Here is a 26,834-nt window from a genome sequence, read left to right as displayed (position 1 = left end):
TATAATATGTCTATATAAGGGACATTTTGTATTTATATATTATTGCATAATTCAACTATCGCCTCTGCATATATGGCTATTGAAGTTATAAATCTATCTAAGCTAGCAAATTCATTTGCACTATGGACATTTCCAAAACTACCATCAGGAAATTCACAACCAAATATTACTGAATTATTCATTTCAGAAGCATAACTTCCTGCACTAGTTACCCTAACATCATTTTTTAAATCTCCAGAGTACTTTATATATATATCATGCAAAGTTTTTACAATCTTTGAATTTCTATCTATATAATTTGCTTGCTTTAAATTTTCCCCAATAATCTCGAATTTATTAATATTATTTGTCTTCATATACAAATTAAATTTTTTTATTATTGCCTCGACTGTTAATACTTCTGGATATCTGACACTTAAAACTAATTCTAACTTTCCATCTATTATGTTTATTATTGTTGGAACCATCGATAAAATCCCACATTTACCTTCAATATCTAAGCCAAATAATCTTCCATCTGTATTATCTTTATTTATTAACTTATCTAAACTTTTTGTCCAATCTTCATCAATATTTTCTGATAAAAATTTAATTGCACCTAGTATAGGATTGATTGCTTTCTCAGGCTTAGATGAATGTCCACCTTTGCCATGTATAACATAATCTCCATTATTATAACTTATTGAAGTATTATTAAAATCACAGCATATATTATCTTTACACAAATTTTTCATATTTTTTATATATACTTTATCTGGTATTGTGTTAAACTCTATTCCGCCACTTATGTATAAAGACTTATCCTCTATCTCTGAAATTAACTTTATTGTTGCCCCACCTTTTTCTCCATTTAGTACAGGAAATTTAGCATCTGGAGTAAATCCACATATACCATAAGGCTCTTTGCTATAATAATGCTTTATACATCTAAATCCACTTTCTTCATTTCCCCCAGCAATTAATCTAACCTTTCTTTTTAAATCAATATTTAGATTTTTTATCATTTTTAATGCTAAAAAATTTACTATCATAGGTCCTTTATTATCTGATACCCCTCTAGCAACCAATTTATCTCCTATAATATTTAATTTAAATGGCTCACTATCCCATCCTTCTCCTGGATTTACAACATCACAGTGTCCAAATATATCTACAAATTCTTTTCCATCTCCATATTCAATTTGAACAGCATGATTATCTATATTTTTGACCTTGAAATTGTTTTCTCTACCTAGATTTTCAAACCAATTTAATGCATCATAGACTCCTTTTCCAAAAGGCATATCTTCAGATACAGTTTTGTCATCATAAAATGACGGTATGCTCACCCATTCTTTCAACAGTTTTAAAAATTCTTTTTCATACTTTTTACTTTCTTCTTTAAATAATTCCATAATTATCACTCCAATTTAGAACTTTATATTATATATCATAGTTTATCTTATTTGATAACTCCTTATACTTTATGTCATTTCAAGGGACAAAACTTTTTTACTATTGATTTTATAATCTATTTATATATAATTATTTGTAGGATAAATTTAATATCATAGGAGGAACAAAATTATGGAACCATTATTTTTAAAACCTATTTTTATGGATAGAATATGGGGTGGTACTGCACTTAAAGATAAATTTAATTATGAAATAACTTCGCCAACAACTGGTGAATGTTGGGCTATAAGTTCTCATAAAAATGGAGATTGCTTAATAGAAAATGGAGAATACAAAGGCAAAAGTCTATCTGAATTGTGGGACAAAAACAGAGAATTATTTGGAAATACACCTGGAGATAAATTTCCTTTGCTTACAAAAATATTAGATGCAAATGATAATTTATCCGTTCAAGTTCATCCAAATGATGAATATGCAAAGAAAAATGAAGGTGGAGAATTAGGAAAAACAGAGTGTTGGTATGTAATAGATTGTTCTGATGATGCAGAAATTATAATAGGTCATAATGCAAAATCTCATAAAGAATTTGTAGATATGATAAAGAATAATGAATGGGACAAACTGCTTAGAAAGGTTAATATAAAAAAAGGAGATTTTTTCTACGTTCCTAGTGGTACTATACATGCCATATGCAAAGGTACATTAATTTTAGAAACTCAACAAAATTCAGACACTACTTATAGAGTATATGATTATGATAGAACTGATAATTCAGGCAACAAACGTGAACTTCATGTTCAAAAATCCATAGATGTTACGAATGTTCCTCATATAAATCTTGATACTGATTATAAAACTGTATCAACATCAGACTTTAAATGTACAACATTTGTATCAAATGAATTTTTTAGCGTTTATAAATTAGATATCTTTGGAAAATGTAATTTTACACATGATACACCTTTTTCCTTATATAGTGTATTGGAAGGTAATGGAAAACTAATACACAATTCGGTAGAATATGATTTAAAAAAGGGTATGCATTTTATATTACCAAATAACTTTGGAGATTTTAGCTTTGAAGGTAATTTGGAGATTATATGCTCTCATATTTAGATACAAAATATAACTAAAAATAGGCTATCATAATAGCTTAATTTATGATAGCCTATTTTTTATAAAATACTTACTAAAGCATATAGTATTTTGATTTAGAATTTGCTTATAAGAGTCTTTAATAATATATATCAGAAAATTCTATTTTTATTTTTTCTTCAATATTATAGATTCTCTTGTCTTCTGTATAATGTTCACTATTAAAACTCTTCATTGGAAGTGAAATCAAGAATTCTGTTCCTTTGTTTACTTCACTTATTACTTCTATATCTCCACCATGAAGACTTACTAGATTCTTAACTATAGCAAGCCCTATTCCACTTCCTTCAGTATTTCTAGATAAAGTCTTATCAACTTGTGAAAATTCTTCAAAAATCAATTCCAGTTTATCTTGAGGGATTCCAACTCCTGTATCCTTTACACTTATGATTACTTTATCTATTTTATAATAAATATTTACATATATCCATCCTCCATTGTCAGTAAACTTAATGCAGTTTGACAATAGATTCAATATAATTCTCTCAATTTCAACCTTGTCTATATAGACATTAATTTCTTCAAGCTCTGTATCAAACAGAATCTTTATATCTTTTCTACTTGTATACTCTTCTATATTCATAAATAGGTCTTCTATTACAGATACAATATTGTATTTTGCAAGTTTTAATGTATAGAATCCAGACTCCATCTTTGTTAAATCTATAATATTATTTATTAGTCTTTGAAGCCTATAAGAGCTTTGTCTCACTAAATCTACATGAGATTTAATATTATTGTTGTAATCTTTTATCTTCTCACTTCTATAGAAAGAGTCTACTAATTGATTTGAACTTGATATAACATTTAGTGGAGTTTTTAACTCATGAGACATATTTGCGAAAAACTCAGTTTTTATTTTATCTGTTTTAAATCTTTCAAGCAGTTCTTTTTCTGCTTGTTCTGAATATTTTTTATGTGCCAAGTCTTTTATAATAAGCATTATGTATCTAGTATTATATATAGCAAAAGGTAATGCACTTAATTCTACTTCTACTATATCATCATAACTATTTATCAACTCATACTCTAGTAAAGATATACTCCTATTCTCATTTAAAACCTTAGACATATTATCAGTAAATTTCATTTTTTCTTCAGTATTTGCATTCATTAATAGCTTAATGTTAGAATCTTTTATATCATCTATATTTGTAAAAGCTAGCATATCTAAAAATGACTTATTTGCATAGTTTACACTCAAATCATCTTTTAGTAAACATATCCCATCAGGTAATATATCTATAAATCTTGAATAAGATGATTGACTTTCTTCAAGTTTTATTTGAGATATTTTTCGAGAAGTAGTATCACGTATCACAATAATAGTTTTATCTGTACCTGCATTAGTATACTGAGAAAAACTCATTTCAACATACTTTACCTCACCATTTATTAAATACCTTTTTTCTGCACTTTCTTTGCCTTTACATATTGAAGAAAAATCAATACTTTCCAAATTATTTTTAAAAATTTCTCTACATGCATTATTCACATATATTTTATTACTACCTTCAAGTACTACTATCCCATCTCCAACACTTTCTAAAAAATCTCTACTTCTCTTATTGGCTTCAATAAGTTTACGTTCATATTCCTTTTTCTTAGTCTTATCTTTTAATACACATAATACCCCTTCTATTTGTGAAGTAATAATTAAAGGGGCAAATATAGCTTGATAAACCTTATTATCACTAGTATTAATAAACTTTTCCACATTCTTTTCATTGTCAAATACAGAATGAATACTATCTATTAAATCGTGGAAATTTTTTATTTTATCGCCTAATTTATCCTGTTCTTTATAATCTCCAAAAATATTTCTAAAACTCTTGTTTGCATATGTAATTACTCCATCTTTACTAAACACAACTATGCTATTTACTGCAACATCCAAAGTAGATTGGAGTTTAGATTCTCTTTTTATAAGTATCCCTTTAAGCTCCTCTATCTTTTCTGTTTCATAAATTAGTTTTTTGTTTTTTTCTTTTAAGCTCTCCGTTTTTATTGTTAACTCTTCATTTGTATCATGCAATTCTAATGCTGTTTTCTTAATATTCTTAGATACTATGTAATTATATAAATAATATAAGGCTACATTTATTATTATCTGAGATAATATCTCCTCTATATGCCTATCAGCAATCACCATATGTAATAAATTTGGAGCCCTTGATAAGATTATTATTATTATTATTCTATTAAAAAACTTTTTTTCATTGTATTCCCATTTGCTTTCATTTGAACTTGAGTTTAATTCAATTCCACTTACAATAGCAGTAATTATCATGAATACAGATGTTATAACTCCTAAAGCATATTGTAATTCATCATTTTCTAGATAATTAAACATTCTAGATATTATGAATAAAGATACTACAGTTAAAGTAATACTTGCTATGAATAAAACTACACTAGAGTTGATTTGTTTATTATCCCTAACAAATTTAAAACTTAAGTATACACCAAGTATAGGAAATAAATCGGTTATTGCTGATATTGTGATATTAGTCTCAATCACAGACTCTGTTCTAATTCCCAAGCAATTAAATAAATATACACATTCTAATGCTCCAGTAGCTATAAAAATTAATCCTAAAAATGTAGAAAATGAATCTACTTTAAACTTAGTTGTATTAAATATAACCATTCCTGTAGCTATTAAAAATGTAGCATATATTGCATGTAATAAAGTTTCATATTTATCTATATCTTTTATAATAAATAATAAAAGTACTGAGCCCATTATTATAAATAAAAGGCTCATGTCTTCTCTTTCTTTTATATCTGGATTTACATCAGGTATTATATTCTTCAATACTTTACACTTCCTCTTAATTAATATTTTATACTAATTAATTTATACGATACTCGACATTATAATTCCTTCTTTATACCTCAAAGCAAAAACAGACATTTTCCGCTAAAACAAAATTCTTTTGTTTTCTACTCTCTTAGTTATCTTGTTTCTATCGAAGTTTTCCAGTATAATCATACAATTTTTTCTACTAGAATCAATCAAATCTCTGTATTCTCCTAGTGTTATTTCTTTATTCTCTTTTATATAATTTATTAAGGTCTTCTTTGCATTTTCATAAATACCTTTGTCCATTATATACAAATCATCTAATTTCTCTACCTTATTACCTATCATTGACTCTAATACTTCAGCATAGTTATTATTTCCTTCAGAAACTTCATCTATTGTCAATATCGAAGAAACTCCACATGATTTTAATCTTTTTTCTATCTTTTTTGCTATTTCTTTTTGTTTGTCATTTAAAACAACCTCAAAGTCAAATAGGGATACTATATTATTTTCTATTTTTATGATATTTTCTGTAGATAATCTTTCTAACAAAATATCCATTTCTCTAGTCTTAAAATTACTTTCTATTTTAGACCTTACTTCTTCTTTTAATATTCCTTTTCTCAATCTATATTTCTTATGGTATTCATTTAAAAGATTCACTATATTTTCTTTTAATTTATTATATTGATTTATATGCATATACATGTTACCTATAATAAATACTTTACTTTCTGATATAAGTGTTTCAAGAGCTTTTTTTACATGCTCTTCATGGGCACCACTATAACTCATTATTTCTTTTATATTTGGATAATTTTTTAGGTTCCTTTTTAGATATTCTTCTATTATATCTTTAAGTTCGCCTTTTTCTTTTATTTTTAATGCTTCTATAACCTTTTCATCAAATCTCTTATGTTTTTTAGGAGATGGGTCGATTATTACACCTCCACCAATAGTTTCCATTGGAGAATATCGTCTAACTACAAAGGTGTCACCTTTTTTGGACACTATACTTTCTTCAAGTCTTAACTGAACATAACCACTCTCTCCACTTTCGATTAACTCTTTATCTAATGGAACTGCTCTACAAAGTATTTCTCTAGTGCCATGATACAGTCTTAATCTATCCCAATGTTTTAACCCTTTGTCCAAATGATTTACCAGTGATAATTTCACATCTAGCATCATTGATTCTTCTAATGAATTTGGTGCAGCCAAAACATCTCCTCTATTTATATCTTCAACTTTTACATTTGATATATTGATTGCTGTTCTTTGCCCTGCATAAGCTGTATCTTTATTTTCTCCATGAACTTGTATACTTCTTATCTTTGTTTTTAATACTTGTGGATATATAACCAAATCATCTTCTATACTTATCTTTCCTTCTATTAAAGTTCCTGTTATTACAGTACCAAATCCTTTTATTGAAAATACTCTGTCTATATTAAGTCTCGATGGAGAATTTTCGTTTTTATCCTCTATATCATCACTCATTTTATCTATTTTTTCAATAAGGGTATCTATACCTTTTTTAGATACAGAATCAACTTCAATTATTTCTGCGTTTTCAAGAAAAGTTCCTTTTATTTTCTCACAAATGTCTTCTTTTACCAATTCTCTAAATTCTTCGTCTACAGTATCAGACTTAGTTAGAACCACTATTCCATTTTTTATATTTAAAAAACTTAAAATATCTAAATGCTCAACTGTTTGTGGCATAACTCCTTCGTCTGCTGCTACAACAAGTAATACAATATCAAGACCAGATGCTCCAGCCAACATGTTTTTTATAAACTTCTCATGTCCTGGTACATCTACAATGCCAGCTCTTTTCTTATTTGGTAAATCAAAATAAGTAAATCCTAAATTTATTGAAATACCTCTCTTTTTTTCTTCATCTAATGTATCAGTTTCTCTTCCAGTCAATGCTTTTATAAGAGTTGTTTTTCCGTGGTCAATATGACCTGCTGTTCCAATTACTACATTTTTCATTTTTTGCCCCCTATCAAAACTTCAATACTTCTAATTACAAATTAAATTTAATATCAATATTACCTCAGATTTATTTAATTAAAGGCTTTTCTTAATTCTTCAACTATTACATCAAACTCATCATCAAATATAGTTCTTACATCTAATACATATTTATTATCGTATACTCTAGCTATTATATGAGCTTCACTAAGTCTTAACTTCTTTTCTAAAGCTGACACATTCATATGTTCAGGAGTTATTGTTACTACCTTTGTACTTATAGTTTCAAGAGGCATAGACCCTCCTCCCACTTGTGAAAATCCATCTTCTATATTTATAATTGCATTCAAATTTAATGCAGTTATTTTTTCAAATAGCCTATTTGCTTTTGCTTCTAATTCTTCTATTTTATATGTTAACATTTTTAAAGTTGGTATACCTTCTATTGCCTTTGTTTCATCTAAATACATTCTCAAGGTTGCTTCAAGAGCACATATTGTAAGTTTATCAACCCTAAGAGCTCTAGTAAGCTGATTTTTCTTCATTTTTTCTATATATTCTTTTTTGCCAACTATAATCCCTGCTTGTGGACCTCCAAGCATCTTATCTCCACTAAACGTTACTACATCTGCACCTTGTCGTATAGAATCTAATACAGTTGGTTCATAAGATAACCCATATTTTGATAAGTCTATAAATACTCCACTTCCTAAGTCTTCTATTACAGGTAATTTATATTTTTTACCTAAATTAACTAACTCTTCTATAGAAACACTCTCTGTGAATCCCATAATCCTATAGTTACTTGTATGAACTTTCATTAATACGTTTGTATCTTCTGTAATTGCCTCTTTATAATCTTTTAAATGAGTTTTATTAGTTGAACCAACTTCAACAAGTTCTGCACCACTAAGAGCCATTATACTTGGAATTCTAAATGAGCCACCTACCTCAACTAATTCTCCACGAGATACGATTGCTTCTCCTCCTTTAGCCATTGTGCTAAGTACAAGAAGTACTGCTGCTGCATTATTATTTACAACTAGTACATCTTCTGCACCTGTAAGTCTTTTTATTGTGCTAGTTAAATGAGAATATCTTGAACCTCTTTCTCCATTGTCCAAATCATATTCTAAGTTTGAATATCTTGAAGCAGCACACCATAATTCATCTTTTATATCTTCACTAAGTAAAGACCTCCCTAAATTTGTGTGAACAACTGTACCAGTTGCATTTATAACCTTTTTTAATGATAGTGAATAATTTAATTTAACTCTGTCTATCGCAGATTCTATTATTTCATCAAACTCTATTGTTACAGAATTTGACGCATCTTCTTTCAATCTTAATATAAACTGTCTTTTAAAATCGATTACTTCTCTAACAGATTCTAAAACTAAGCTTCTTGGATATTCATTTATTATTTCTACAATTCTATTATCACTTAATACTTCATCAACTGAAGGTAACATTGCAAATAATTCTCTTTTGCTCAAAACAATCACTCTTTCTCTATAATATTTTATAAAACGGTAATATATTTTTCCCCTTTTGGAACTACAGAACCTATAATTTTTGCTTCTATCGCTCCATTTAATTTCATATCTTTCACAAGTTCCTCTGCAAGTTCTTCTTTTACAGAAATTAATAATCCTCCTGATGTTTGTGGGTCGTATAAAATATCTTGAACTGCTACTTCCACATCACCTACAACTTCTACATCTTTAGATACATAATGCATGTTTTTGTACATGCCAGCAGGTATAATTCCCATTTGTGCCATTTCTATTGCACCTTCAATAATTGGTACATGGTTTGATTCAATTTCAATACTTACTTCAGAAGCTTTAGCCATTTCTAAGGTATGACCAAGTAAACCAAACCCTGTTATATCTGTAACTGAATTTACATCAAATTTATCAAAACTCATTGCTGCGTATTTATTTAAATGTATCATTATTTCTACTACTTTATCTGCTATGTGTTGTTCTACCATACCTTCTTTCATAGCAGTATTTAATACACCTACTCCAATTGGTTTTGTTATAATTAACTTATCGCCAGGCTTTGCAGTAGCATTTGACAAAACTTTATCTGGATTTACAATTCCAGAAACTGAAAGACCATACTTAGGCTCCTTGTCATCTACAGTATGTCCTCCAACTAAAAGTGCTCCACTTTCTTTTACTTTATCAAATCCACCTTTTAATATTTCTGCAAGCACATCCATATCATGGCATGATGGGAAACAAACAATATTCATTGCAACCAAAGGTTTGCCTCCCATAGCGTATACATCTGATAGAGAATTTGATGCAGCAATCTGCCCAAATACATATGGGTCATCTACCATTGGTGTAAAGAAATCCAAGGTCTGAATAAGTGCCATATCATCATTTAATTTATAAACAGCAGCATCATCTGCTGTATCTAATCCTACTAATAGGTTTTCTATATTATCATTTTTAGGTAATTGAGATAAAACTGATGCCAGAACCTCTGGCCCTATTTTAGCAGCTCAACCACCTGCTGTTGTCATCTCTGTAAGTTTTTTTTGTTCTTTTTTCATAAAAGTGCCTCCTTTACTAAATTTCCACATATACACACATATACATACATATTTATAATACCATATCTATAAGTAAGTTTTGTATTATATTTTAGTCTACACAAATTAAATCTTTTATATTTTCATATTTTTTATCTCCAATACCATTTACATTTTTTATGTCCTCGATTGAATTAAATTGTCCATTTTCTTCTCTATACTGTAAAATTTTATTAGCAGTAGCTTCTCCAACTCCAGGAAGAGAATCTAGTTCTTCTATTGTTGCTACATTTATGTTTGTTTTTTCTTCTTTAGATGCATTTTTATTATTTTTGGTTTTAGATTCTTTTTTTAATTCGTCGTTTTGATTTGGTCCATTGGAATCATTATTACTTGTCACAGATATCATCTCCCCTATTTTAGGTATTATGTAATGTTGCTCATCTTCTAGCTTTATAGATAAATTAACTCCATTTAAATCGGCTTCACTCGTTGTTCCTCCCAATAATTCTACAGCATCATAAAGTCTCTTATCTGTTTCTATGGTTACAATACCTGGTCTATTTACTGCTCCACTTATGTATATAGTTATTTTTTTATTTTGAACACTTTTATCTATGTCTTTGACTACTTTATTGTGACCATCCTCTTCAGTTTTAATTGAGTTGTCTACATTATGTTTTTTTTCATTAAGTGAATTTTTTTTACTTACAACATAAATATCATCGTTAAAAATATTCGATTTATAAACGATTACTGAAGATAATATTAAAAAACAGAAAACAAAAAATGAAATAAACTTTACCTTTTTTTTCATATATTAACCACTCCTTTCTTTTAATTATTGACAAATATATGCTATACTAAAAGATGAATTTAAAATTTGGAGGTTCACAATGAAAAGAAATTTATCACTTTTATTAATCTGTTTATTGATATTCACTTCATTTTTAGGAAGTTCTAATATCTCTTTTGCAGATGATGAACCAGCTATAGTTGCCAAACATGCAGTTTTAATGGACTATGAAACTGGAAAAATATTATACAATAAAGATGGAGATTCCAAACTTTATCCAGCTTCAACAACTAAAGCATGGACAGCTTGCATAGTTCTAAAAAAGGTTAAAGATTTAAATCAAGTAATAGAGATTAAAAATCTACCTCAAATAGATGGTTCTAGTATGTATCTAAAAGAAGGAGAATCCTTTACTGTAAGAGAGTTACTAAATGCTCTTTTAGTTCATTCTGCTAATGATGCCGCTTTTGTATTAGCTAGATATGTGGGTGGTGGAGATGTACAAAAATTCGTTGACCTTATGAATTCTGAGGCAAAAAAAATTGGAGCTAATAATACTCACTTTAATAATCCTCATGGATTGCCTGACCCTAATCACTACACTACAGCTCATGATATGGCTCTTATAGCTAGAGAAGCCATGCATAATGATATTTTTAGACAAATTGTAAAGACTAAATCACTTAAATTTGAGGCTACAAAAGCATACCCTTATGAAAGATATTTTGTAAACACTAATAAGTTTTTGACATCACATGCTAAGATTACATATAAAGGTCAACCTATAGATATAAAATATGATATAGTTGATGGTATAAAAACTGGATTTACTGATGCTGCTGGTAAATGTCTTTTATCTAGTGCTGTAAAAGATGAAAGAAGAGTTATCTCTGCTGTATTTAACTCAACTAATGCCGATTTATATTTAGACTCACGAATCTTGATTGATTATGGATTTGATAATTTTAAGTGTGCCACTATTGTTGATAAGGAAAAATATGCTGATACTAAAAAAGTATTATTTACAAAACAGCATGAATTAGTTTATGAACCAAAAAATAGTTATAAGATATTTTTAGGAAAAAATGAATCTCAAAGTAACTATGATGTTAAAACAGAACTAAACAAAATTGATTTACCTATAAAAAAAGGAGCTAAGGTTGGTACTTTAAATATATACAATGGTGATAAGCTAGAAAATAGTATAGACCTAGTTGCAAAAAACAACCTTGACAGTAGTATTCCATTTATAACTAGTAATGATACTTTAATGACTTTAATTAAGATTGTTGAAGGAATTTTAGTACTTTTAATTTTATTTATAATAGCTTCAATCATCAAGAAGAAAAACAAAAAAAATAACAGAAAAAAATCCAAAAGAAATATGAAAAAATAGTAATTATAAGAAAAAAATTAAATCTATTTCTTCTTATAAAATAGGTACTGTTATAGTAATATGTATTTAATTTATTGAGACAAGCTCTCAAGATTATTAAATATAAAATACTATGACAGTACCTTTAATTTAAATTTATGTATTTTTCTGTTTTTGTTTATCATTAAGTTTACATTTTGAACAATTTCCAAGACATTCATCGACCATATCTAGACATTCATTAAATGCTACCTTACTACTATTCTTATGTCTTACAATTAATATATCTTGTTTTTTAGCTTGAGACTCAACCGTTCTAGACATCTTATGTGAAACTGTTGATGTGAGTATAACAACTGCATCTGGTTTTCCTATAGAATTATTTAATTTAGAAGACATAGTCGTATATACCTTTGTCTTATAACCTTTTTTCTTGGCCATAACCATATAATCTTTTTCCATTCTTTCATGACCACCAATCACTAATAAGTTCATTAGATTTCCTCCCATTTATTTGATATTGATTTTCATTATTATTTATATTATATATAATAGTATCTTGAAATAAATTTGTCAATACTTATTGATATTAATTATCATTTTAATAATAATTTTTTTACTTATATTTATTTCCAATATTACTCTTTTTAAATTTACTACTTTTACGTATAATAAATTTTTATACAAAAAAAGCTGTAGATTTGAATGTCATCACCCAAATTTACAGCTTTTTGAAATTTAATATATTATTTTAAATTCTTTTTTATTCCTTTATTTAATATACTCTCATAGTCGATAAAGTCATAAATGTCTTCCTTAAATGCATCTGAAAACTTATGTAATTCTTCTAATGTTAAATCTTCTATTGCCTTTTTATTGTCTTCACAATATATAACGATACTTCCTACTATTCCATGTGCATCTCTAAAAGCAACATTATTTTTAACCAAGTAGTCAGCAACTTCTGTTGCATTTAAAAATCCATTCTTTACTGCTTGTTTCATTTTGTCTTCATTTACTTTTAATGTAGCTATCATTCTATCCATTATCTGTATGCACATTTCAATAGTATGTACACTATCAAAAAAACCTTCTTTATCTTCTTGCATATCTTTATTATATGCTAATGGTATACCCTTCATTACTGTAAAAAGACCAAACAGATTTCCATATACTCTTCCAGTCTTTCCTCTTATAAGTTCCGCTCCATCAGGATTTTTCTTTTGAGGCATTATACTACTTCCTGTAGTATATAAATCATCTATCTCAACAAAGCCAAATTCTTGAGAACTCCAAAGTATCAACTCTTCACTCAATCTACTTAAGTGCATCATTATAATTGAAAAATCACTCATTAACTCTAATAAATAATCTCTATCACTTACTCCATCCATAAAATTATCTACTACTTTTTTAAATCCTAATTGCTCACAAGTTATATTTCTATCTATATCGTGTGTAGTTCCTGCCAAAGCTCCACAACCTAAAGGTGATTCATCTAATATTTCTATAGCATTTTTTATTCTTTTCTCATCTCTATCAAACATACTATAATACGCCATCAAATGATGTTTAAATGTTACTACTTGTGCTCTTTGAAGATGAGTATAACCTGGCATCATCACTGGATTTTTATCAGCAACATCTTTTATAGTTGCTTTAAATTCAGATATTAAATCTACCAAATCATTTGCCTTTTCTTTAGCATACAATCTCATATCAACTGCAACTTGGTCATTTCTACTACGTGCTGTATGAAGTTTCTTACCAACATCGCCAATTCTTTGAATTAAATTTATCTCAGTAAAACTATGTATATCTTCATATTCTCCATCTAATGCTAACTTTCCATTTTCTATATCTTCAAAGATTCCTTTTAAGCCTTCTGTTATAGTCTTTCCTTCTTCCTCTGTTAAAAGACCACATTTTACTTGCATATGAACATGTGCTATACTTCCTTCAATATCCTTTTTATACAGTACACAATCATAACCAAAAGATTTATTAAATTCTTCCATAAGTTGATTTTCCGCTTTTCTAAAGCGTCCACCCCATAATTTCATACCTTTCACCTCATATTTTAAATTTTTTTATTTTAATTATAATATTTACATCTAAGTTAAAATTAAAAAATCTCTTGGTCAAAAAGACCAAGAGACGAAATATTCCGTGTTACCACTCTAGTTGATAAACAAAGTTTACCCACTCTATTCTCTTAAGGCGAGATTACCTACTACCATACTAAATTTCAAGTAGTATTCTCCAAAGCTCTTTTCAATATAAAGTGTTATCATTAGGCTCACACCATTCCTAACTCGCTGAGATTTTCTTTATACCTACTCTCTTCTTCACTGAATCTAAGTTTTTTATGTTTTATCTATTTGTATTATAATTACTATCAATAAAATAGTCAACCTCTTTTTTCCTGTATATACATTTTTTAAGAGTTAAGTGTTTTTTTTAACTCTAAGAATTTATAAATTGCCTTTGCAACTCCACTATCTTGATTGGTATCTGTAACATAATCAGCTTCTTGTTTAATTAATTCTTCTGCATTTCCCATAGCTATTCCAAGACCAGCAAATTTTATCATCTCTATATCATTATAGTTATCTCCAAATGCAATTATATCTTCTCTATCTATATTCATCTTTTCAGCTAAAAACTTAACTGCATTGCCTTTATCAACACCTTCATTCATAACTTCAATATTGTTTGGCCACGAAGAAGTTATCTTTATACCTTGAACCTTTATCAATTCTTTTCTTATATCATCTAAAATAGACGGATTTTTTTCTTCTATGATTACAAATTTTAGTATATCATTTTTTAAGATTTCTTCTCTTAAATCGTCTTTTACAATTACTTTTGTCTCATTACCTAAAAATATACTTAACTTGTCCTCACGTCCCTCTATTTTTCTTGAAAGCATGGAATCTATACTATTACACTGATAGTAAATATCGTATTTGTCCAATACATCTAATATATTTAAACACGTTTTTGTGTCAATTTTATTTGAATATATTATATTTCCATTTTGCTCTCTTATCAATGAACCATTACAAGCTATTATTGGCATATCTTCTTTAAGAAAATCTACATTGCATTTAGCTGAATCGAAGGCTCTTCCTGTTGCTAAAGTTACATTAATACCACTCTCTATAACTTCTTGTAGTGCAGTTTTATTTTCATCTGTAACTTTATGATTATTTCCTAATAAAGTTCCATCCATATCTGTTACAATTAATTTATATCCCATAATCCAACTCCATAACTTTTTATTGTATACCTCTATTTCCTTAATATAATCTAAAGAATTACCCTTATTAAATTATATCATAACTTTCTACTTAAACTATTTCAATTTACAAAATTAATAACATTCATTTAACCCCTTTTAAGAGAAAAATAAATCGTTTCTTGTAGTATTTTTCTGAATATTTTCAATTTATAGTCTTATAATGCTAGAAATTTTACAATATATGATATATAATCATATTAAATAAAGTGAGCTATTATAATATTTATATTCATTTTTTACTATTATATATTTTCAAAATATTTTAAATCTAGCGACTTTTGTAACATTTATTATTGACTAAATAAGGAGTGATGAACTATGAAATTAAAAATTAACAAAGCTATTGAAATGCAGTTGAAAAAAAGTTATGCAATAGAATCTGGGCATTCAGAAGATGTATTTGAGATAGACTGTGGTGAAGGTATAAATACAGTTTCTTACTCAAATAAAGCTGTAGAAGCTTTTAATGCTTTAGAATTTGATATGATAAGAGGATACCCTCATTCAATTGCCTTAAAAGACAATATAGTTGATTATTGGAAAGACTTTATAGCATTAGATATTGATAGAATCTGTTTGGCAGATGGTTCTATACATGTTATTTACCTTTTAAATAGACTATTTATTGAAAAAGGAGATAAGGTTTTAGGATATTCTCCTCAGTTCTCTGAATATGAAACAGATATAAAAATGCATGGTGCTACTTATGATTATGTTCTTTTAAAGAAAGAGGATAATTTCAAATTTAATGAAAAAGAATTTATTGAAAAAATAAATCCAGAATATAAAGTAATTTACATAGACAATCCAAATAATCCTACAGGACAAATTATACCTTTATCATCAATTGAAAATATAGTAAAAGAAGCATCTAAATATAATATCGCAGTTATGGTAGATGAAGCTTATGGTGAATACATGCCAAAAGAAAATTCAGCTGTAAAACTTCTAAATAATTATGATAATGTAATTGTCTTAAAAACATTTTCAAAAGGTTTTGGTTTAGCAGGACTAAGAGCAGGATATGCAGTTCTTCCAAAAGAACTTGTTGACCCTATTAAAAAGATTTCTACTCCTTACGAAGTATCTGAAATATCTCGTAGTATTGCAGCCAATTTACTAGATGATGTTCAATTTATAGAAGAATTAAAGGAAAAAACACAAGCTATAAAAAATCAATTATTAATTCCTTGGAAAAACCTTAATATAGCTGAAACTAATGATACTGTATCAATAATGACAGTTGAACATAAAAACAAAGACATAGATTTACAACAAGAATTTGCAAAGTTAAAAATAAGAGTTATATCTGGTAGTGACTTCACTGGACTTGATAAAAATTTTATAAGATTTAGAATGCCAGAAGAAAAGGAACTTCCTGAAGTTATAAAAGCATTCCAAATAATCGATAATATAGAGTAAATTATATAGGGGGCATATTGTTAAAATCAATATGCCCCTTTAATTTTTAAATTATTTTACTGTATTTCTGTTAATTAACTTATTAAGCTCCATTAGTATTGATGAAATCAATGCTAGACCTAGACAAATTCCTAATTGATACAGTCCAAACACTTCTGGTATAGAGAATATGCCTCTTAATACTGGTATTAGCGTTAAAGAGTAAAGTCCAAAACAAATTACAACTGCTCCTATAACATACTTATTACTAAAAAAACCTAACTTTATTACGGTTTGATTATTAGAACGTGCAGGTAATGTCTGCATTATTCTAGCTAATATTAATGTTGAGAATGCCATAGCTACTCCAAGTTCTGGAGATACTTGTAATCCTATATACTGTGCAATAATTGTAACTACACCTATTATACAACCTCTTATAGCTACTGCCTTCAATGTCCCTCCTGCTAGTATACTTTCATCTGGATGTCTAGGAGGTTTATCCATTATATTTTTTTCTGACTTTTCAAATCCCAACGCAATTGCTGGTAAAGAGTCATTTACTAAGTTTATAAATAAAAGTTGTAAAGCTGTAAATGGATTCGACCAACCTGCAAACACTGCAAACAATATAGCTACTATAGCTCCTAAGTTTCCTGCAAATAAATAAGTAATTGCTTTTATTATATTGCTATATACTGTTCTACCAACTTCAACAGCATTTACTATACTTGCAAAGTTATCATCAACTAATACCATGGCAGAGGCATCTTTTGCTACATCAGTACCACTTCCCATACCTATACCTATATCTGCTTGTTTCAATGCTGGTGCATCATTTACACCATCACCAGTCATAGCAGTTATATTGTTTTTATGTTGCCACGCTTTTACTATACGAATTTTATTTTCTGGTGATACTCTGGCATACACACTTATATTTTCCAATTTTTCATATAATTCTTCTTCACTCAAAGCATCAAGTTCTTTTCCAGTAAGAGCTAAGTCCCCATCTTCCATTATACCAATTTCTTTTGCAATTGCCGCTGCTGTTGTTTTATGGTCACCAGTTATCATAACAGTTTTTATCCCAGCACTCTTTGCTTCTTTTACAGCATCCATCACTTCTTCTCTTGGTGGGTCTATCATTGCCATTATTCCAACCAATGTCATATCATGTTCATCATCAATTGAAGGTGTAAAGCCTTCTTCTGGAACATCTTTTATTGCGAAAGCTAATACTCTAAGTGCTCTATTTGAAAATTCTTCATTTTTATGCTTATATTCTTCTATTATCTCATCTGTTATATCTACTTTTGAACCATTTTTTAAAGCATATTTACATCTACTAAATACAATATCTGGGGCACCCTTTGTAAACATTATATAATCTCCATATATGCTATTTACAGTAGACATAAGCTTTCTATCTGAGTCAAATGGAATTTCATTGATTCTAACATACTTACTTCTTAATTTATCATAATCTAAATCATTTTTACTTGAATAATTTATCAATGCTACTTCTGTTGGGTCACCAACTTCTTTACCATCACTAGTTATATGAGAATCATTACAAAGTGTGGAAACCATAGTCAATAATTTAGCATGATAAGAATAGTTTACCTTTTCTTTATTTAACTCATCATTATTAGTTCCATACATGTAATAATCAACAACTGTCATTTTATTTTGTGTAAGAGTACCTGTTTTATCAGTACATATAACACTTGTTGAACCTAAAGTTTCTACTGCTGGTAATTTTCTTATTATAGCTTGTTTTTTTGCCATGCTGTTTGTTCCAACAGCTAATACGATAGTTACTATTGATGATAAAGCTTCTGGTATAGCTGCTACTGCCACTGCTACAGAGAACATGAATGAATCGAGAATTATCTGTGTCATTTCACCATTTCCAGCCATAAAGTAATTTCTTGCCACTTGAATTATAAATATTAAAAGAGCAAGTATTACAATACCTACACCAAGTTTTTTACTAAAGTCTTCTATTTTTTGTTGTAATGGTGTAAGTTTATTTTCAGCACTTTCCAAAAGGCCAGCTATTTTACCCATTTCAGTATTCATACCTGTTCCAGTTACTACAAAAGAACCTCTACCGTAAACAACTACAGCACCACTAAATACCATATTTTTCTGGTCGCCTAAGCTTACATCTTCACTTATTTGCTCTGTATGCTTTAAAACTGGCTCTGATTCTCCAGTTAACATACCTTCTACCACCTTTAGAGATTGTGCTTCTATAAGTCTTCCATCTGCTGGTATGTAATCGCCAGCTTCTAAGAATACAATATCTCCAACTACTAAATCTTTTGCTGGAATTGTCATTTTTTTATTGTCTCTTATTACTTTTGCATTTGGTGCAGATAAATTTTTCAAACTTTCTAATGAACTTTCTGCTTTTTTCGTTTGTACGACACCTAAAACTGAGTTTATAATAATAACTGCAAAAATTATTATAGACTCTACAGTTTCACCTAAAAATATTTGTACTAAAGCAGCTATTAATAGAATTATTACTAGTGGGTCTTTAAAACTTTCTAAGAAAAGCTTATACGTAGGAACTTTATCTGCTTCTTTTAATTCATTAGCTCCATTTTTTTCTAACAGCTCTTCTGCTTTTTCTTTGCTCAAACCAGATAAGCTTGAGTCTAAATTTTTAATTACTTCTTGATAAGTACTTTTGTAAGACATTTGTTGCCCTCCTCTTTAATAAATTTATTTTATGTTTGGGGGCTCTTATGTATACTTGAAATTTAAATTTTTTTAAATAAAAATTCCTTGAATAAAAAAAGACCCCAAAACAAACATACTTAATGCTTATTTTGAAGGTCTTGCTATCAAGGAATTCCTTGCTAATTAACCGAGTATTTCTACTGTCTTGACGATTAATTACCACTTTCGTGTAAGCTACTCCCCTTCGAGTAGTTATCTTAAATTGTATTTACATTATATCACCTTATGTAATTAATAGTCTAGCTTATTTTTTATTTTAACCTAAATTTAACAAACTATAACTTAATTTAAATGTAAGTATTCTTCTAAAGTCAAATCATTCATTGCAAAGTTTTTGCTATGTTCAGTTCCAACATATCTATAATGCCAAGATTCATACATATATCCAGTTATATTCTCTTTGCCTTTTGGATATCTAAGTATAAAACCATACTTATATGCATTTTCATACAACCACTTAGCTTCTTTTGTATTATTAAACTTCTGATTTGCCCAACTAGATTGGTCATTTCCTCCAATATCAAAAGCAAGTCCAGTTTGATGTTCACTTTCTCCAGGCTTAGCTGAAAATCTATTTGCCTCTTTTTCACCATGTTCTTTTGCATACGACTTAAATAATTTATCTTGATATTCATAACTTCTATATGTACTAAAAGCTTTTAAATTTAAACCTGACTTTTGAGCGTCTTTATTCATTTTATAAAAAGCATCTTTTGCTTCACTACTTTCTTGTGGAGAATATTCTTTAGGTAAGCTATACTCCTTATTTGCTACTATAATATTATTTATTGATAATACATTTACGCCCTTCCTGTATTTACTTAATTCAGATGTTATGATTTTCTTTCCTGCACTAGAACTATCAATAAACATTCCTATAAAAACTATAAATAGAGCAAAAACTATGGCTATACAAGTTTTCTTTTTCATATACTACACCTCCATAATTAGTATTTGATACAGAAAAATTTCAAGACATTTTCTTTCTTAGTATAATCATACCACTAATTTATTGCAATATATTTAAAGTATTCTTACGAAATTCTTAATTTCTTCTCTATATGACTAAAAACAACAACAAATTTTTCAAAATTCTCAGGTTAATGGTACATATATTGATTTTTTTTCCAAATAGTGTATAATATATCTATAGAAACTCTCAAGTACTCTTTAGTACCTTATGTTTTTATATGAAGGGAGATAGTAAAGTGACGGATAAACAAAGGCTCATTATAACTATTGCACAAAGAATTTTTGACCAGAAAGGTTTTCAAAATACTTCGATACTAGATATTGTAAAAGAATGTAAAATGTCTAAAGCTACTTTTTATAAACATTTTGAAACTAAAGAAATTTTTATCTGCGAAATAATCAATTATTATGATGAAAAATTCTTGGAAATTATACATTCTATTAATGAAAATAAGGATATCCCATCATCTGAGAAGTTAAGAAGAAAGATAATTGCTGTATGGGAAAATATTTTTTCTAGAACTACTATAAACACCTATATAAGAGAAAACTTTTCTGAGGCGCAACGTAATACTACGAGTAAATTACAAAAAAAAACTCGAGCTAACTTATTGAATGAATACAAACTCAGTTTATTCGATAACTACGGGGATAAAATAGAAAACAATATATTCGATTTAGTTTTCTTATTGGATGCACTAATTCATCAGTTTACGTATATTATTCACATACAAAAAAGAGAAGTGAATGTATACTTTATTGCTGAATTCACTATACAAATTTTAGATTTAGTTGTAGAAAATATTAATAATCTAAATCCTTTAATTGAAAAATCAATGTTTTTATATGAACAAGAAGATGAAGCCTACTTTTCCATTCATAATAAATCGCTATTTTTTAAAACGATACAAGATATAGAAGAACTAATAAAAACGGATACTTCACTCCTTGAAAACCCCAAGCTACTAGAGGCAACAAAAAAATTATATATTGAGGAAAAAAATCAACAATATGATTCTTTAATCATGGATGCAATGATTACATACTTAGAAAAAGAAGACATTTTGAGACCAAAAGTACTTTTGTTGAACAGTATTAAAAATCAATTAAAAAAGGAGACGTTATAAATCATGGAAACCCAGAGTAATAACAAAAAAGGAAATTTAATAATAGCAATCGTAATGACTGGTGCTTTTATAAGCTCTCTTAGCCAGACATTATTATCAACTGCATTACCTAATATAATGTCAGATTTTAAAATTACTGCTGATGTTGGTCAGTGGTTAACAACAATTTATCTACTTATTGCAGGTATTATTGTACCTACAACAGCTTACTTGATAAATAGGTTTAGTACTAGAAAATTATTCATTTCATCAATGACTATATTTTCCCTAGGATGTGTCATTGCACTTTTTTCTAACAGCTTTTCAACTATGCTAGTTGCTCGTGTATTACAAGCAGTTGGTTCTGGTTCTTTAATGCCACTACTACAGGTCATTATACTCTATTTATGTCCTGTTGAAAAACGTGGTACAGCTATGAGTTTAGTTGGTATCACAGTAGGATTTGCTCCAGCTATAGGACCAACTTTATCTGGATGGTTGGTAGATTCATTTGGTTGGCATAGTTTATTTTTACTTCTTTCACCTATAGCTATATTAGATGTTATACTTTCATTTATTCTATTGAAAAATGTTGGAGAAGCTCAAAAACTAAAATTGGATATACCTTCAATAATACTATCTTCTCTAGGATTTGGTGGTTTATTGATTGGATTTACTAATCAAGGTAATTATGGCTGGACTAATATTGCCACATATTTACCAATAATTATAGGAATTATATCATTAATATTATTTACATTACGTCAATTAAAATCTAAAGAACCATTTTTAGAATTAAGAGTTTTCAAAAACAAACCATTCCTAATTTCTACAGTATTGATTATGATTGTGTATGCTTCAATGATGTCTGCTACATTAATGATTCCTCTATATATACAATCTGTAAGAGGTTTTTCTGCACTAGTTTCAGGTTCTTTAATGATGCCAGGTGCTATACTGATGGTTGCATTAAATCCAATTGCAGGTCGCCATTTAGATAAATATGGACCTCAAGCTTTATCAATATTAGGAACTGGCTGTTTATTTTTAGGAACTTTGTCTTTTGCTTTTTTAGGTAAAGATACGTCTTTAATTCATGTATCATTAATGTATTGTATACGTATGATTGGCATTTCACTAGTTCTAATGCCATTAACTACTTGGGGACTTAAAACTCTGGATAGGGAACTTATATCTCATGCTACAGCAATAAATAGTACACTTAGACAAATATCTGGTGCTATAGGCTCTGCTGTACTTATTACTATAATGACATCTGCTACAAAAAAAGCTCATATGAGTTCAGCTATTCTGTCTAACATACATGGAATGGATGTTGCATTTTCAACAGCTGCTACTCTTGCATTTATTGGTTTAGTTATTTCTATATGTTTTATAAAAGAACGTCAAATTATTAGAGGCTAACAAAAAGAAGTTAATAAAAAAGGAGTTGTCACATGAACAGTTTAAGTTTGCTATGTGATAACTACTTTTTATTTATTTTAATTATCATATTTTTAATTATGCTATATTTTACTATATAGGCTCTATACATTGAACACTCAGTTATTTTTGCCAAAATAATTATTTCTAATTTTACATACATTTTTTGTCATTATTTTTCTAATAAAATGCACATAGATGAAGTTTTTTAATTTTGATAGATGTTGTGAATGAGTAGAGAAAAATACATCTGGTGAAGAAAAAACACCATAATCATATGCTATAGCTTCTTTTTGAATAAAAGTATCTTTACCATCCCAATCAATAGATGTGTTTTTCAAATCATTTGTGGCTATTGCATACTTTTTGAATGTTCCATTCTGATTAATAAATTTCTTCTGAATTGCTTCTAAATATTTTTTATCAGTTATTACTCCCTCTAGAGCAATCCATTTATCTTGATAAAATACCTCTACCCAAGTATGAAGAATATATTTTGGTGCTAATAATGAAATCAATTTAGATGTAGCACCTCGTTGAAAGTCTTTTGTTACATTAAAAGCATGAAGCCTACAAGGGATATTCACTGAACGCAATAATGCCATTAAAAGAGTAGCTTTTGTATTACATTGTCCCATACCTTCATTTAGTACCTGTGTTGCCTTCAACATATCAGAAGCATTATAGCCAAATAAAATATCATTTTGGACAAACTCATAAATATATTTTATTTTATGAAAATCATCTAAATCTAACCACTTCTTAAGTGATACCAAAAACTTAAGTTGTGGGTCACTATAGTTTAGCATTTTTGTTTCTTCTAAATATTCTTTATTCATAATAAATCCCCTTTCTTAATACAACTTCATTATATAACGAGAATATTTAATATACTTTCAAAAACTCGCTATCTTTTAAAGATAAAGAAACGGGCATTCCCATCATACGCTTAACTGTTCCTGCAAAGTGTGATGGAGTGTCGAATCCAGCAATCATAGAAGCTTCAGTAACATTTTTTCCAGAAAGCAATTCTCCAAAAGCACACTCCATTTGATGAAGTAAAATATAGCTTTTTAAAGGTATCCCAATTTGCTCTTTAAACAAATGTGATAATCTACTTGCTGATAGTGCCACTTTATCTGCAAAGTTTGAAATCGTATGATTATCACATTTACAAGTATGTAATAATTGAAGCAATTCTGTAATTCTATCATCATAGTATTTGATAGTTTCAGGGAAATTCAAATAGTTGTTAAGCATTTTCATAAACTTTAAATACTGTTCTTCACTAGATTGATATATCAAAAAAGTTCCTTGTTGACGTAATTCATCTAATCCATCTTTTTCACATATCCAATATCCAAAATCATTCATTTTTGAGGTAAACTGTTCCGCAAATATAGATGTAGGTTCAATAAGAGCAGAATAACAAACTTTTTTTCTTGCTGAAAATGAGTGAGAGATATTTTTATCTACTACGATACAATTACATTTAACTAATTTTTCATTGACTGTTATTTCAATGCTGTCTTCTATTCCTATAAATAGTTGTAACATCCAATGGCTATGTTTATCTGCCTCTAAATGATTTGTAATCATACTAATTCTATCTTCTTGCCAAAAAATTTTATTTATAATGTTCATTGTATCACTTCCTTCTTCTAAAAATATCACTCTTTATTTTAATAGATTGTCCTATATTTGTGAATACATTTTGATAAAAGACCTGCAAAAAGGCATGAATCCTTAGGATAAAAATACCCAAGAATTCATGCCTAATCTAATAGCTACATGTTCCAAATTATATATTCTTATAATACAGCTATTACTTCTATTTCAACTTTAACGTCTTTTGGTAATCTAGCAACTTCTACACAAGCTCTTGCTGGTTTATTTTCTCCAAAATATTCAGCATAAACTTCGTTTATAGCTCCAAATTCATTCATATCTTTTATAAATACTGTAGTTTTAACTACATTTGAAAAATCAGCTCCACTTTCAGCTAATATAGCTTTAAGATTTTTTAAAGATTGAGCAGTTTGAGCTTGTACATCTCCTTCAACTACTTCCATAGTCTCTGGTACAAGAGGAACTTGTCCAGATACAAATAATAAGTTTCCAGCTTTTATAGCTTGAGAATATGGTCCTAAAGCTGCTGGTGCATCATTAGTATGTATTACTTCATGTTTCATTTTAAAATCCTCCTAATTCGTTAATCTGATACATATAAAATGTATCTTCATACACTATTATACTATTTTTCTTGTATATTATATACACTTTTTACTATAATTCTATAATTTTAAAACCTTTGTCTTCTATAGCTTTCTTTATTTTAGCTATATGGTCATAATCTATTGTCTCTAGTATAAATTCCGCACTTTGTTTTCCTAGAGCTTCTCCTGCTGATAATTTACCTTGATTAGCACTTAAAATGTTTCCACCATTCTCACTTATTATTCTAGTTAATTCAGCAAAGTTTCCTGGCTTGTCTTCCATAATTGTACTAAATGAATATCTTCTTCCTTCTTTAGCTAGAGCAACACCTATTATTCTATATAATGTATTTATGTCTATGTTACCACCAGATATTATACAAACTACATTTTCATCTTTTGCTGGTACATACTTACCACTTAATATAGCAGCTGTACATACAGCTCCAGCACCTTCTGAAACTATTTTTTGACTTTCCATCATAAATAATATTGATTCTGCAATTTCTGTTTCTTCAACCACAACTATTTCATCGACTAATTCGTTTATTATTTCAAAAGTTAAATCTCCTGGAGTTTTAACAGCTATACCATCAGCTATTGTAGTATCATTAAATGCTGTTGTTACTTTTCCATTTTTAACTGATTCTTTCATTGAAGGTATATTTGCAGTTTGAACACCAACTATTTTCACATTAGGATTTAATGCTTTTGCAGCTACAGCTACACCAGAGATGATTCCACCTCCACCAACTGGGCATAATATAGTATCAACTTTATTGTCTAATTGTTCGAAAATCTCAAGAGATATAGTTCCTTGTCCTGCTATAACATATTTATCATTGAATGGATGTAAGAAAGTTGCTCCTGTTTCTTTTTGTATTTCAACAGCTTTTGCATACGCGTCATCATAAACTGCACCATTTAAAACTACTTCTGCTCCATAACCTTTAGTTGCACTAACTTTTGCTAAAGGTGCAGTTGCTGGCATTACTATTGTAGATTTTATACCAGTCATTTTTGCCCCTAATGCAACACCTTGAGCATGATTTCCTGCACTTGAAGCTATAACTCCATTTGCTTTTTCTTCATCTGTTAAACTTGCTATTTTGTTACAAGCTCCTCTTAATTTAAAAGAACCTGTTTTTTGAAGATTCTCACATTTATAGAACACATTTGCTCCTGTTTTTTCGCTAAGTTTAACACTTTCAAGTAAGTCAGTTCTTTTTACTATGTTTTTGATGGTCTCTCTAGCTTCTTTCACATCTGTTAAGGTAACGTTTATCATTTTATTCCACTCCCGTAAATCCAATTTTTGTTTATTACTTTCTATATAATTCTATATCTTTTTTTTTTAAAAATCAACATGTAAACGATTTTTATAATTTTTTAATTAATCACAAAAAAACTAAAAATACAACAATTGAATACAATAAACACATATCTTCAATTCGTTTAAATTACATTAAATGATAATTTAAAAATATATTTTACAATTTTATCAAAATAACAATGTATTCTTTATTATTTTTATTAAAATTTGTATTTTATATTATTTTATTTACTTACAAACTATTTTT

The 26,834-nt window shown here is 28.4% G+C and carries 20 protein-coding genes and 1 other annotated feature; of the genes, 5 read left to right on the top strand and 15 right to left on the bottom strand.

Annotation, left to right across the window (positions count from 1 at the left end):
• Nucleotides 1-32 precede the first annotated feature (32 nt).
• Complete coding sequence (locus Q3287_RS05325) at nt 33-1,394, bottom strand: Sapep family Mn(2+)-dependent dipeptidase (protein WP_407963626.1); 1,362 nt, start codon at nt 1,392-1,394, stop codon at nt 33-35.
• A 172-nt stretch (nt 1,395-1,566) separates the two neighbouring features.
• Here Q3287_RS05325 and manA point away from each other — a divergent pair, with 172 nt between their 5' ends.
• Nucleotides 1,567-2,511 carry a mannose-6-phosphate isomerase, class I gene (manA, locus tag Q3287_RS05320; protein WP_054271097.1) on the top strand — a complete coding sequence of 315 codons (945 nt, stop codon included), beginning with the start codon at nt 1,567-1,569 and terminating at the stop codon, nt 2,509-2,511.
• A gap of 118 nt (nt 2,512-2,629) precedes the next feature.
• On the opposite strand, the gene Q3287_RS05315 is transcribed toward manA, so the two are convergent.
• The 5 genes from Q3287_RS05315 to Q3287_RS05295 form a co-directional block, all read right to left on the bottom strand.
• Nucleotides 2,630-5,368, bottom strand: a complete 2,739-nt coding sequence (locus tag Q3287_RS05315) for an ATP-binding protein (protein ID WP_407963625.1) — start codon at nt 5,366-5,368, stop codon at nt 2,630-2,632.
• 105 nt (nt 5,369-5,473) lie between these two features.
• The gene (gene selB / locus Q3287_RS05310) at nt 5,474-7,357 is read right to left on the bottom strand and encodes a selenocysteine-specific translation elongation factor (RefSeq protein ID WP_054277214.1); all 1,884 of its coding nucleotides are present in this window, start codon (nt 7,355-7,357) and stop codon (nt 5,474-5,476) included.
• Between the two features lie 74 nt (nt 7,358-7,431).
• Complete coding sequence (gene selA / locus Q3287_RS05305; protein ID WP_054277326.1) at nt 7,432-8,811, bottom strand: L-seryl-tRNA(Sec) selenium transferase; 1,380 nt, start codon at nt 8,809-8,811, stop codon at nt 7,432-7,434.
• A 50-nt stretch (nt 8,812-8,861) separates the two neighbouring features.
• Nucleotides 8,862-9,908: a selenide, water dikinase SelD gene (selD, locus tag Q3287_RS05300; protein WP_079739767.1), complete on the bottom strand. Its 1,047-nt coding sequence runs from the start codon at nt 9,906-9,908 to the stop codon at nt 8,862-8,864.
• Between the two features lie 91 nt (nt 9,909-9,999).
• Nucleotides 10,000-10,704 (bottom strand): helix-hairpin-helix domain-containing protein, encoded by a 705-nt coding sequence (locus Q3287_RS05295; RefSeq protein WP_407963624.1) that lies wholly within the window; start codon nt 10,702-10,704, stop codon nt 10,000-10,002.
• Between the two features lie 79 nt (nt 10,705-10,783).
• Between Q3287_RS05295 and Q3287_RS05290 the strand changes: the two genes are divergently transcribed.
• Nucleotides 10,784-12,079: a D-alanyl-D-alanine carboxypeptidase family protein gene (locus Q3287_RS05290; protein WP_407963623.1), complete on the top strand. Its 1,296-nt coding sequence runs from the start codon at nt 10,784-10,786 to the stop codon at nt 12,077-12,079.
• Between the two features lie 135 nt (nt 12,080-12,214).
• On the opposite strand, the gene Q3287_RS05285 is transcribed toward Q3287_RS05290, so the two are convergent.
• The 3 genes from Q3287_RS05285 to Q3287_RS05275 all read right to left on the bottom strand — a co-directional run bounded on the left by Q3287_RS05285 (nt 12,215) and on the right by Q3287_RS05275 (nt 15,320).
• Entirely contained in the window at nt 12,215-12,553 is a 339-nt protein-coding gene (locus tag Q3287_RS05285; protein ID WP_021385441.1) for a DUF2325 domain-containing protein, read from the bottom strand.
• A gap of 251 nt (nt 12,554-12,804) precedes the next feature.
• Entirely contained in the window at nt 12,805-14,121 is a 1,317-nt protein-coding gene (argH, locus tag Q3287_RS05280; protein ID WP_074178451.1) for an argininosuccinate lyase, read from the bottom strand.
• 87 nt (nt 14,122-14,208) lie between these two features.
• Nucleotides 14,209-14,419: a binding site (T-box leader), on the bottom strand.
• A gap of 79 nt (nt 14,420-14,498) precedes the next feature.
• Nucleotides 14,499-15,320, bottom strand: a complete 822-nt coding sequence (locus Q3287_RS05275) for a Cof-type HAD-IIB family hydrolase (protein WP_054277219.1) — start codon at nt 15,318-15,320, stop codon at nt 14,499-14,501.
• Nucleotides 15,321-15,680: 360 nt separating this feature from the next.
• On the opposite strand from Q3287_RS05275, the gene Q3287_RS05270 reads away from it, so the two are divergent.
• Entirely contained in the window at nt 15,681-16,784 is a 1,104-nt protein-coding gene (locus Q3287_RS05270) for a pyridoxal phosphate-dependent aminotransferase (RefSeq protein ID WP_407963622.1), read from the top strand.
• Between the two features lie 51 nt (nt 16,785-16,835).
• On the opposite strand, the gene Q3287_RS05265 is transcribed toward Q3287_RS05270, so the two are convergent.
• Both Q3287_RS05265 and Q3287_RS05260 read right to left on the bottom strand, forming a co-directional pair.
• Complete coding sequence (locus tag Q3287_RS05265) at nt 16,836-19,475, bottom strand: cation-translocating P-type ATPase (protein ID WP_054271106.1); 2,640 nt, start codon at nt 19,473-19,475, stop codon at nt 16,836-16,838.
• 324 nt (nt 19,476-19,799) lie between these two features.
• Nucleotides 19,800-20,447 (bottom strand): D-alanyl-D-alanine carboxypeptidase family protein, encoded by a 648-nt coding sequence (locus Q3287_RS05260; protein ID WP_054271107.1) that lies wholly within the window; start codon nt 20,445-20,447, stop codon nt 19,800-19,802.
• 278 nt (nt 20,448-20,725) lie between these two features.
• Between Q3287_RS05260 and Q3287_RS05255 the strand changes: the two genes are divergently transcribed.
• Nucleotides 20,726-21,616 carry a TetR/AcrR family transcriptional regulator gene (locus Q3287_RS05255; RefSeq protein ID WP_074178455.1) on the top strand — a complete coding sequence of 297 codons (891 nt, stop codon included), beginning with the start codon at nt 20,726-20,728 and terminating at the stop codon, nt 21,614-21,616.
• 3 nt (nt 21,617-21,619) lie between these two features.
• On the top strand, nt 21,620-23,020 hold the full coding sequence (locus Q3287_RS05250) for an MDR family MFS transporter (protein WP_407963621.1): 1,401 nt from the start codon (nt 21,620-21,622) through the stop codon (nt 23,018-23,020).
• A 137-nt stretch (nt 23,021-23,157) separates the two neighbouring features.
• On the opposite strand, the gene Q3287_RS05245 is transcribed toward Q3287_RS05250, so the two are convergent.
• The 4 genes from Q3287_RS05245 to ilvA form a co-directional block, all read right to left on the bottom strand.
• A complete protein-coding gene (locus Q3287_RS05245; RefSeq protein WP_407963620.1) occupies nt 23,158-23,877 on the bottom strand; it encodes a transglutaminase-like domain-containing protein in 720 nt (239 codons plus the stop codon).
• A 46-nt stretch (nt 23,878-23,923) separates the two neighbouring features.
• Nucleotides 23,924-24,682, bottom strand: coding sequence for a helix-turn-helix transcriptional regulator (locus Q3287_RS05240; RefSeq protein WP_407963619.1), 759 nt, complete (start codon nt 24,680-24,682; stop codon nt 23,924-23,926).
• 167 nt (nt 24,683-24,849) lie between these two features.
• On the bottom strand, nt 24,850-25,230 hold the full coding sequence (locus tag Q3287_RS05235) for a RidA family protein (protein ID WP_003416451.1): 381 nt from the start codon (nt 25,228-25,230) through the stop codon (nt 24,850-24,852).
• Nucleotides 25,231-25,324: 94 nt separating this feature from the next.
• The gene (gene ilvA / locus Q3287_RS05230) at nt 25,325-26,542 is read right to left on the bottom strand and encodes a threonine ammonia-lyase (RefSeq protein ID WP_054271112.1); all 1,218 of its coding nucleotides are present in this window, start codon (nt 26,540-26,542) and stop codon (nt 25,325-25,327) included.
• Between the last annotated feature and the right edge of the window lie 292 nt (nt 26,543-26,834).

Source organism: Clostridioides sp. GD02404 (assembly GCF_045898275.1).
Taxonomy (GTDB): domain Bacteria; phylum Bacillota; class Clostridia; order Peptostreptococcales; family Peptostreptococcaceae; genus Clostridioides; species Clostridioides difficile_A.
The sequence above is the reverse complement of the archived record's forward strand: the minus strand, read 5'-3'. Positions and strand labels throughout refer to the sequence as shown.

What these genes read in the sequence shown, in the direction of transcription:
- Q3287_RS05325 (WP_407963626.1), bottom strand. Translation starts at nt 1,394, where the DNA reads ATGGAATTATTTAAAGAAGAAAGTAAAAAGTATGAAAAAGAATTTTTA.
- manA (WP_054271097.1), top strand. Translation starts at nt 1,567, where the DNA reads ATGGAACCATTATTTTTAAAACCTATTTTTATGGATAGAATATGGGGT.
- selB (WP_054277214.1), bottom strand. Translation starts at nt 7,357, where the DNA reads ATGAAAAATGTAGTAATTGGAACAGCAGGTCATATTGACCACGGAAAA.
- selA (WP_054277326.1), bottom strand. Translation starts at nt 8,811, where the DNA reads ATGTTACCTTCAGTTGATGAAGTATTAAGTGATAATAGAATTGTAGAA.
- Q3287_RS05295 (WP_407963624.1), bottom strand. Translation starts at nt 10,704, where the DNA reads ATGAAAAAAAAGGTAAAGTTTATTTCATTTTTTGTTTTCTGTTTTTTA.
- Q3287_RS05290 (WP_407963623.1), top strand. Translation starts at nt 10,784, where the DNA reads ATGAAAAGAAATTTATCACTTTTATTAATCTGTTTATTGATATTCACT.
- Q3287_RS05285 (WP_021385441.1), bottom strand. Translation starts at nt 12,553, where the DNA reads ATGAACTTATTAGTGATTGGTGGTCATGAAAGAATGGAAAAAGATTAT.
- argH (WP_074178451.1), bottom strand. Translation starts at nt 14,121, where the DNA reads ATGAAATTATGGGGTGGACGCTTTAGAAAAGCGGAAAATCAACTTATG.
- Q3287_RS05275 (WP_054277219.1), bottom strand. Translation starts at nt 15,320, where the DNA reads ATGGGATATAAATTAATTGTAACAGATATGGATGGAACTTTATTAGGA.
- Q3287_RS05270 (WP_407963622.1), top strand. Translation starts at nt 15,681, where the DNA reads ATGAAATTAAAAATTAACAAAGCTATTGAAATGCAGTTGAAAAAAAGT.
- Q3287_RS05265 (WP_054271106.1), bottom strand. Translation starts at nt 19,475, where the DNA reads ATGTCTTACAAAAGTACTTATCAAGAAGTAATTAAAAATTTAGACTCA.
- Q3287_RS05260 (WP_054271107.1), bottom strand. Translation starts at nt 20,447, where the DNA reads ATGAAAAAGAAAACTTGTATAGCCATAGTTTTTGCTCTATTTATAGTT.
- Q3287_RS05250 (WP_407963621.1), top strand. Translation starts at nt 21,620, where the DNA reads ATGGAAACCCAGAGTAATAACAAAAAAGGAAATTTAATAATAGCAATC.
- Q3287_RS05245 (WP_407963620.1), bottom strand. Translation starts at nt 23,877, where the DNA reads ATGAATAAAGAATATTTAGAAGAAACAAAAATGCTAAACTATAGTGAC.
- Q3287_RS05240 (WP_407963619.1), bottom strand. Translation starts at nt 24,682, where the DNA reads ATGAACATTATAAATAAAATTTTTTGGCAAGAAGATAGAATTAGTATG.
- Q3287_RS05235 (WP_003416451.1), bottom strand. Translation starts at nt 25,230, where the DNA reads ATGAAACATGAAGTAATACATACTAATGATGCACCAGCAGCTTTAGGA.
- ilvA (WP_054271112.1), bottom strand. Translation starts at nt 26,542, where the DNA reads ATGATAAACGTTACCTTAACAGATGTGAAAGAAGCTAGAGAGACCATC.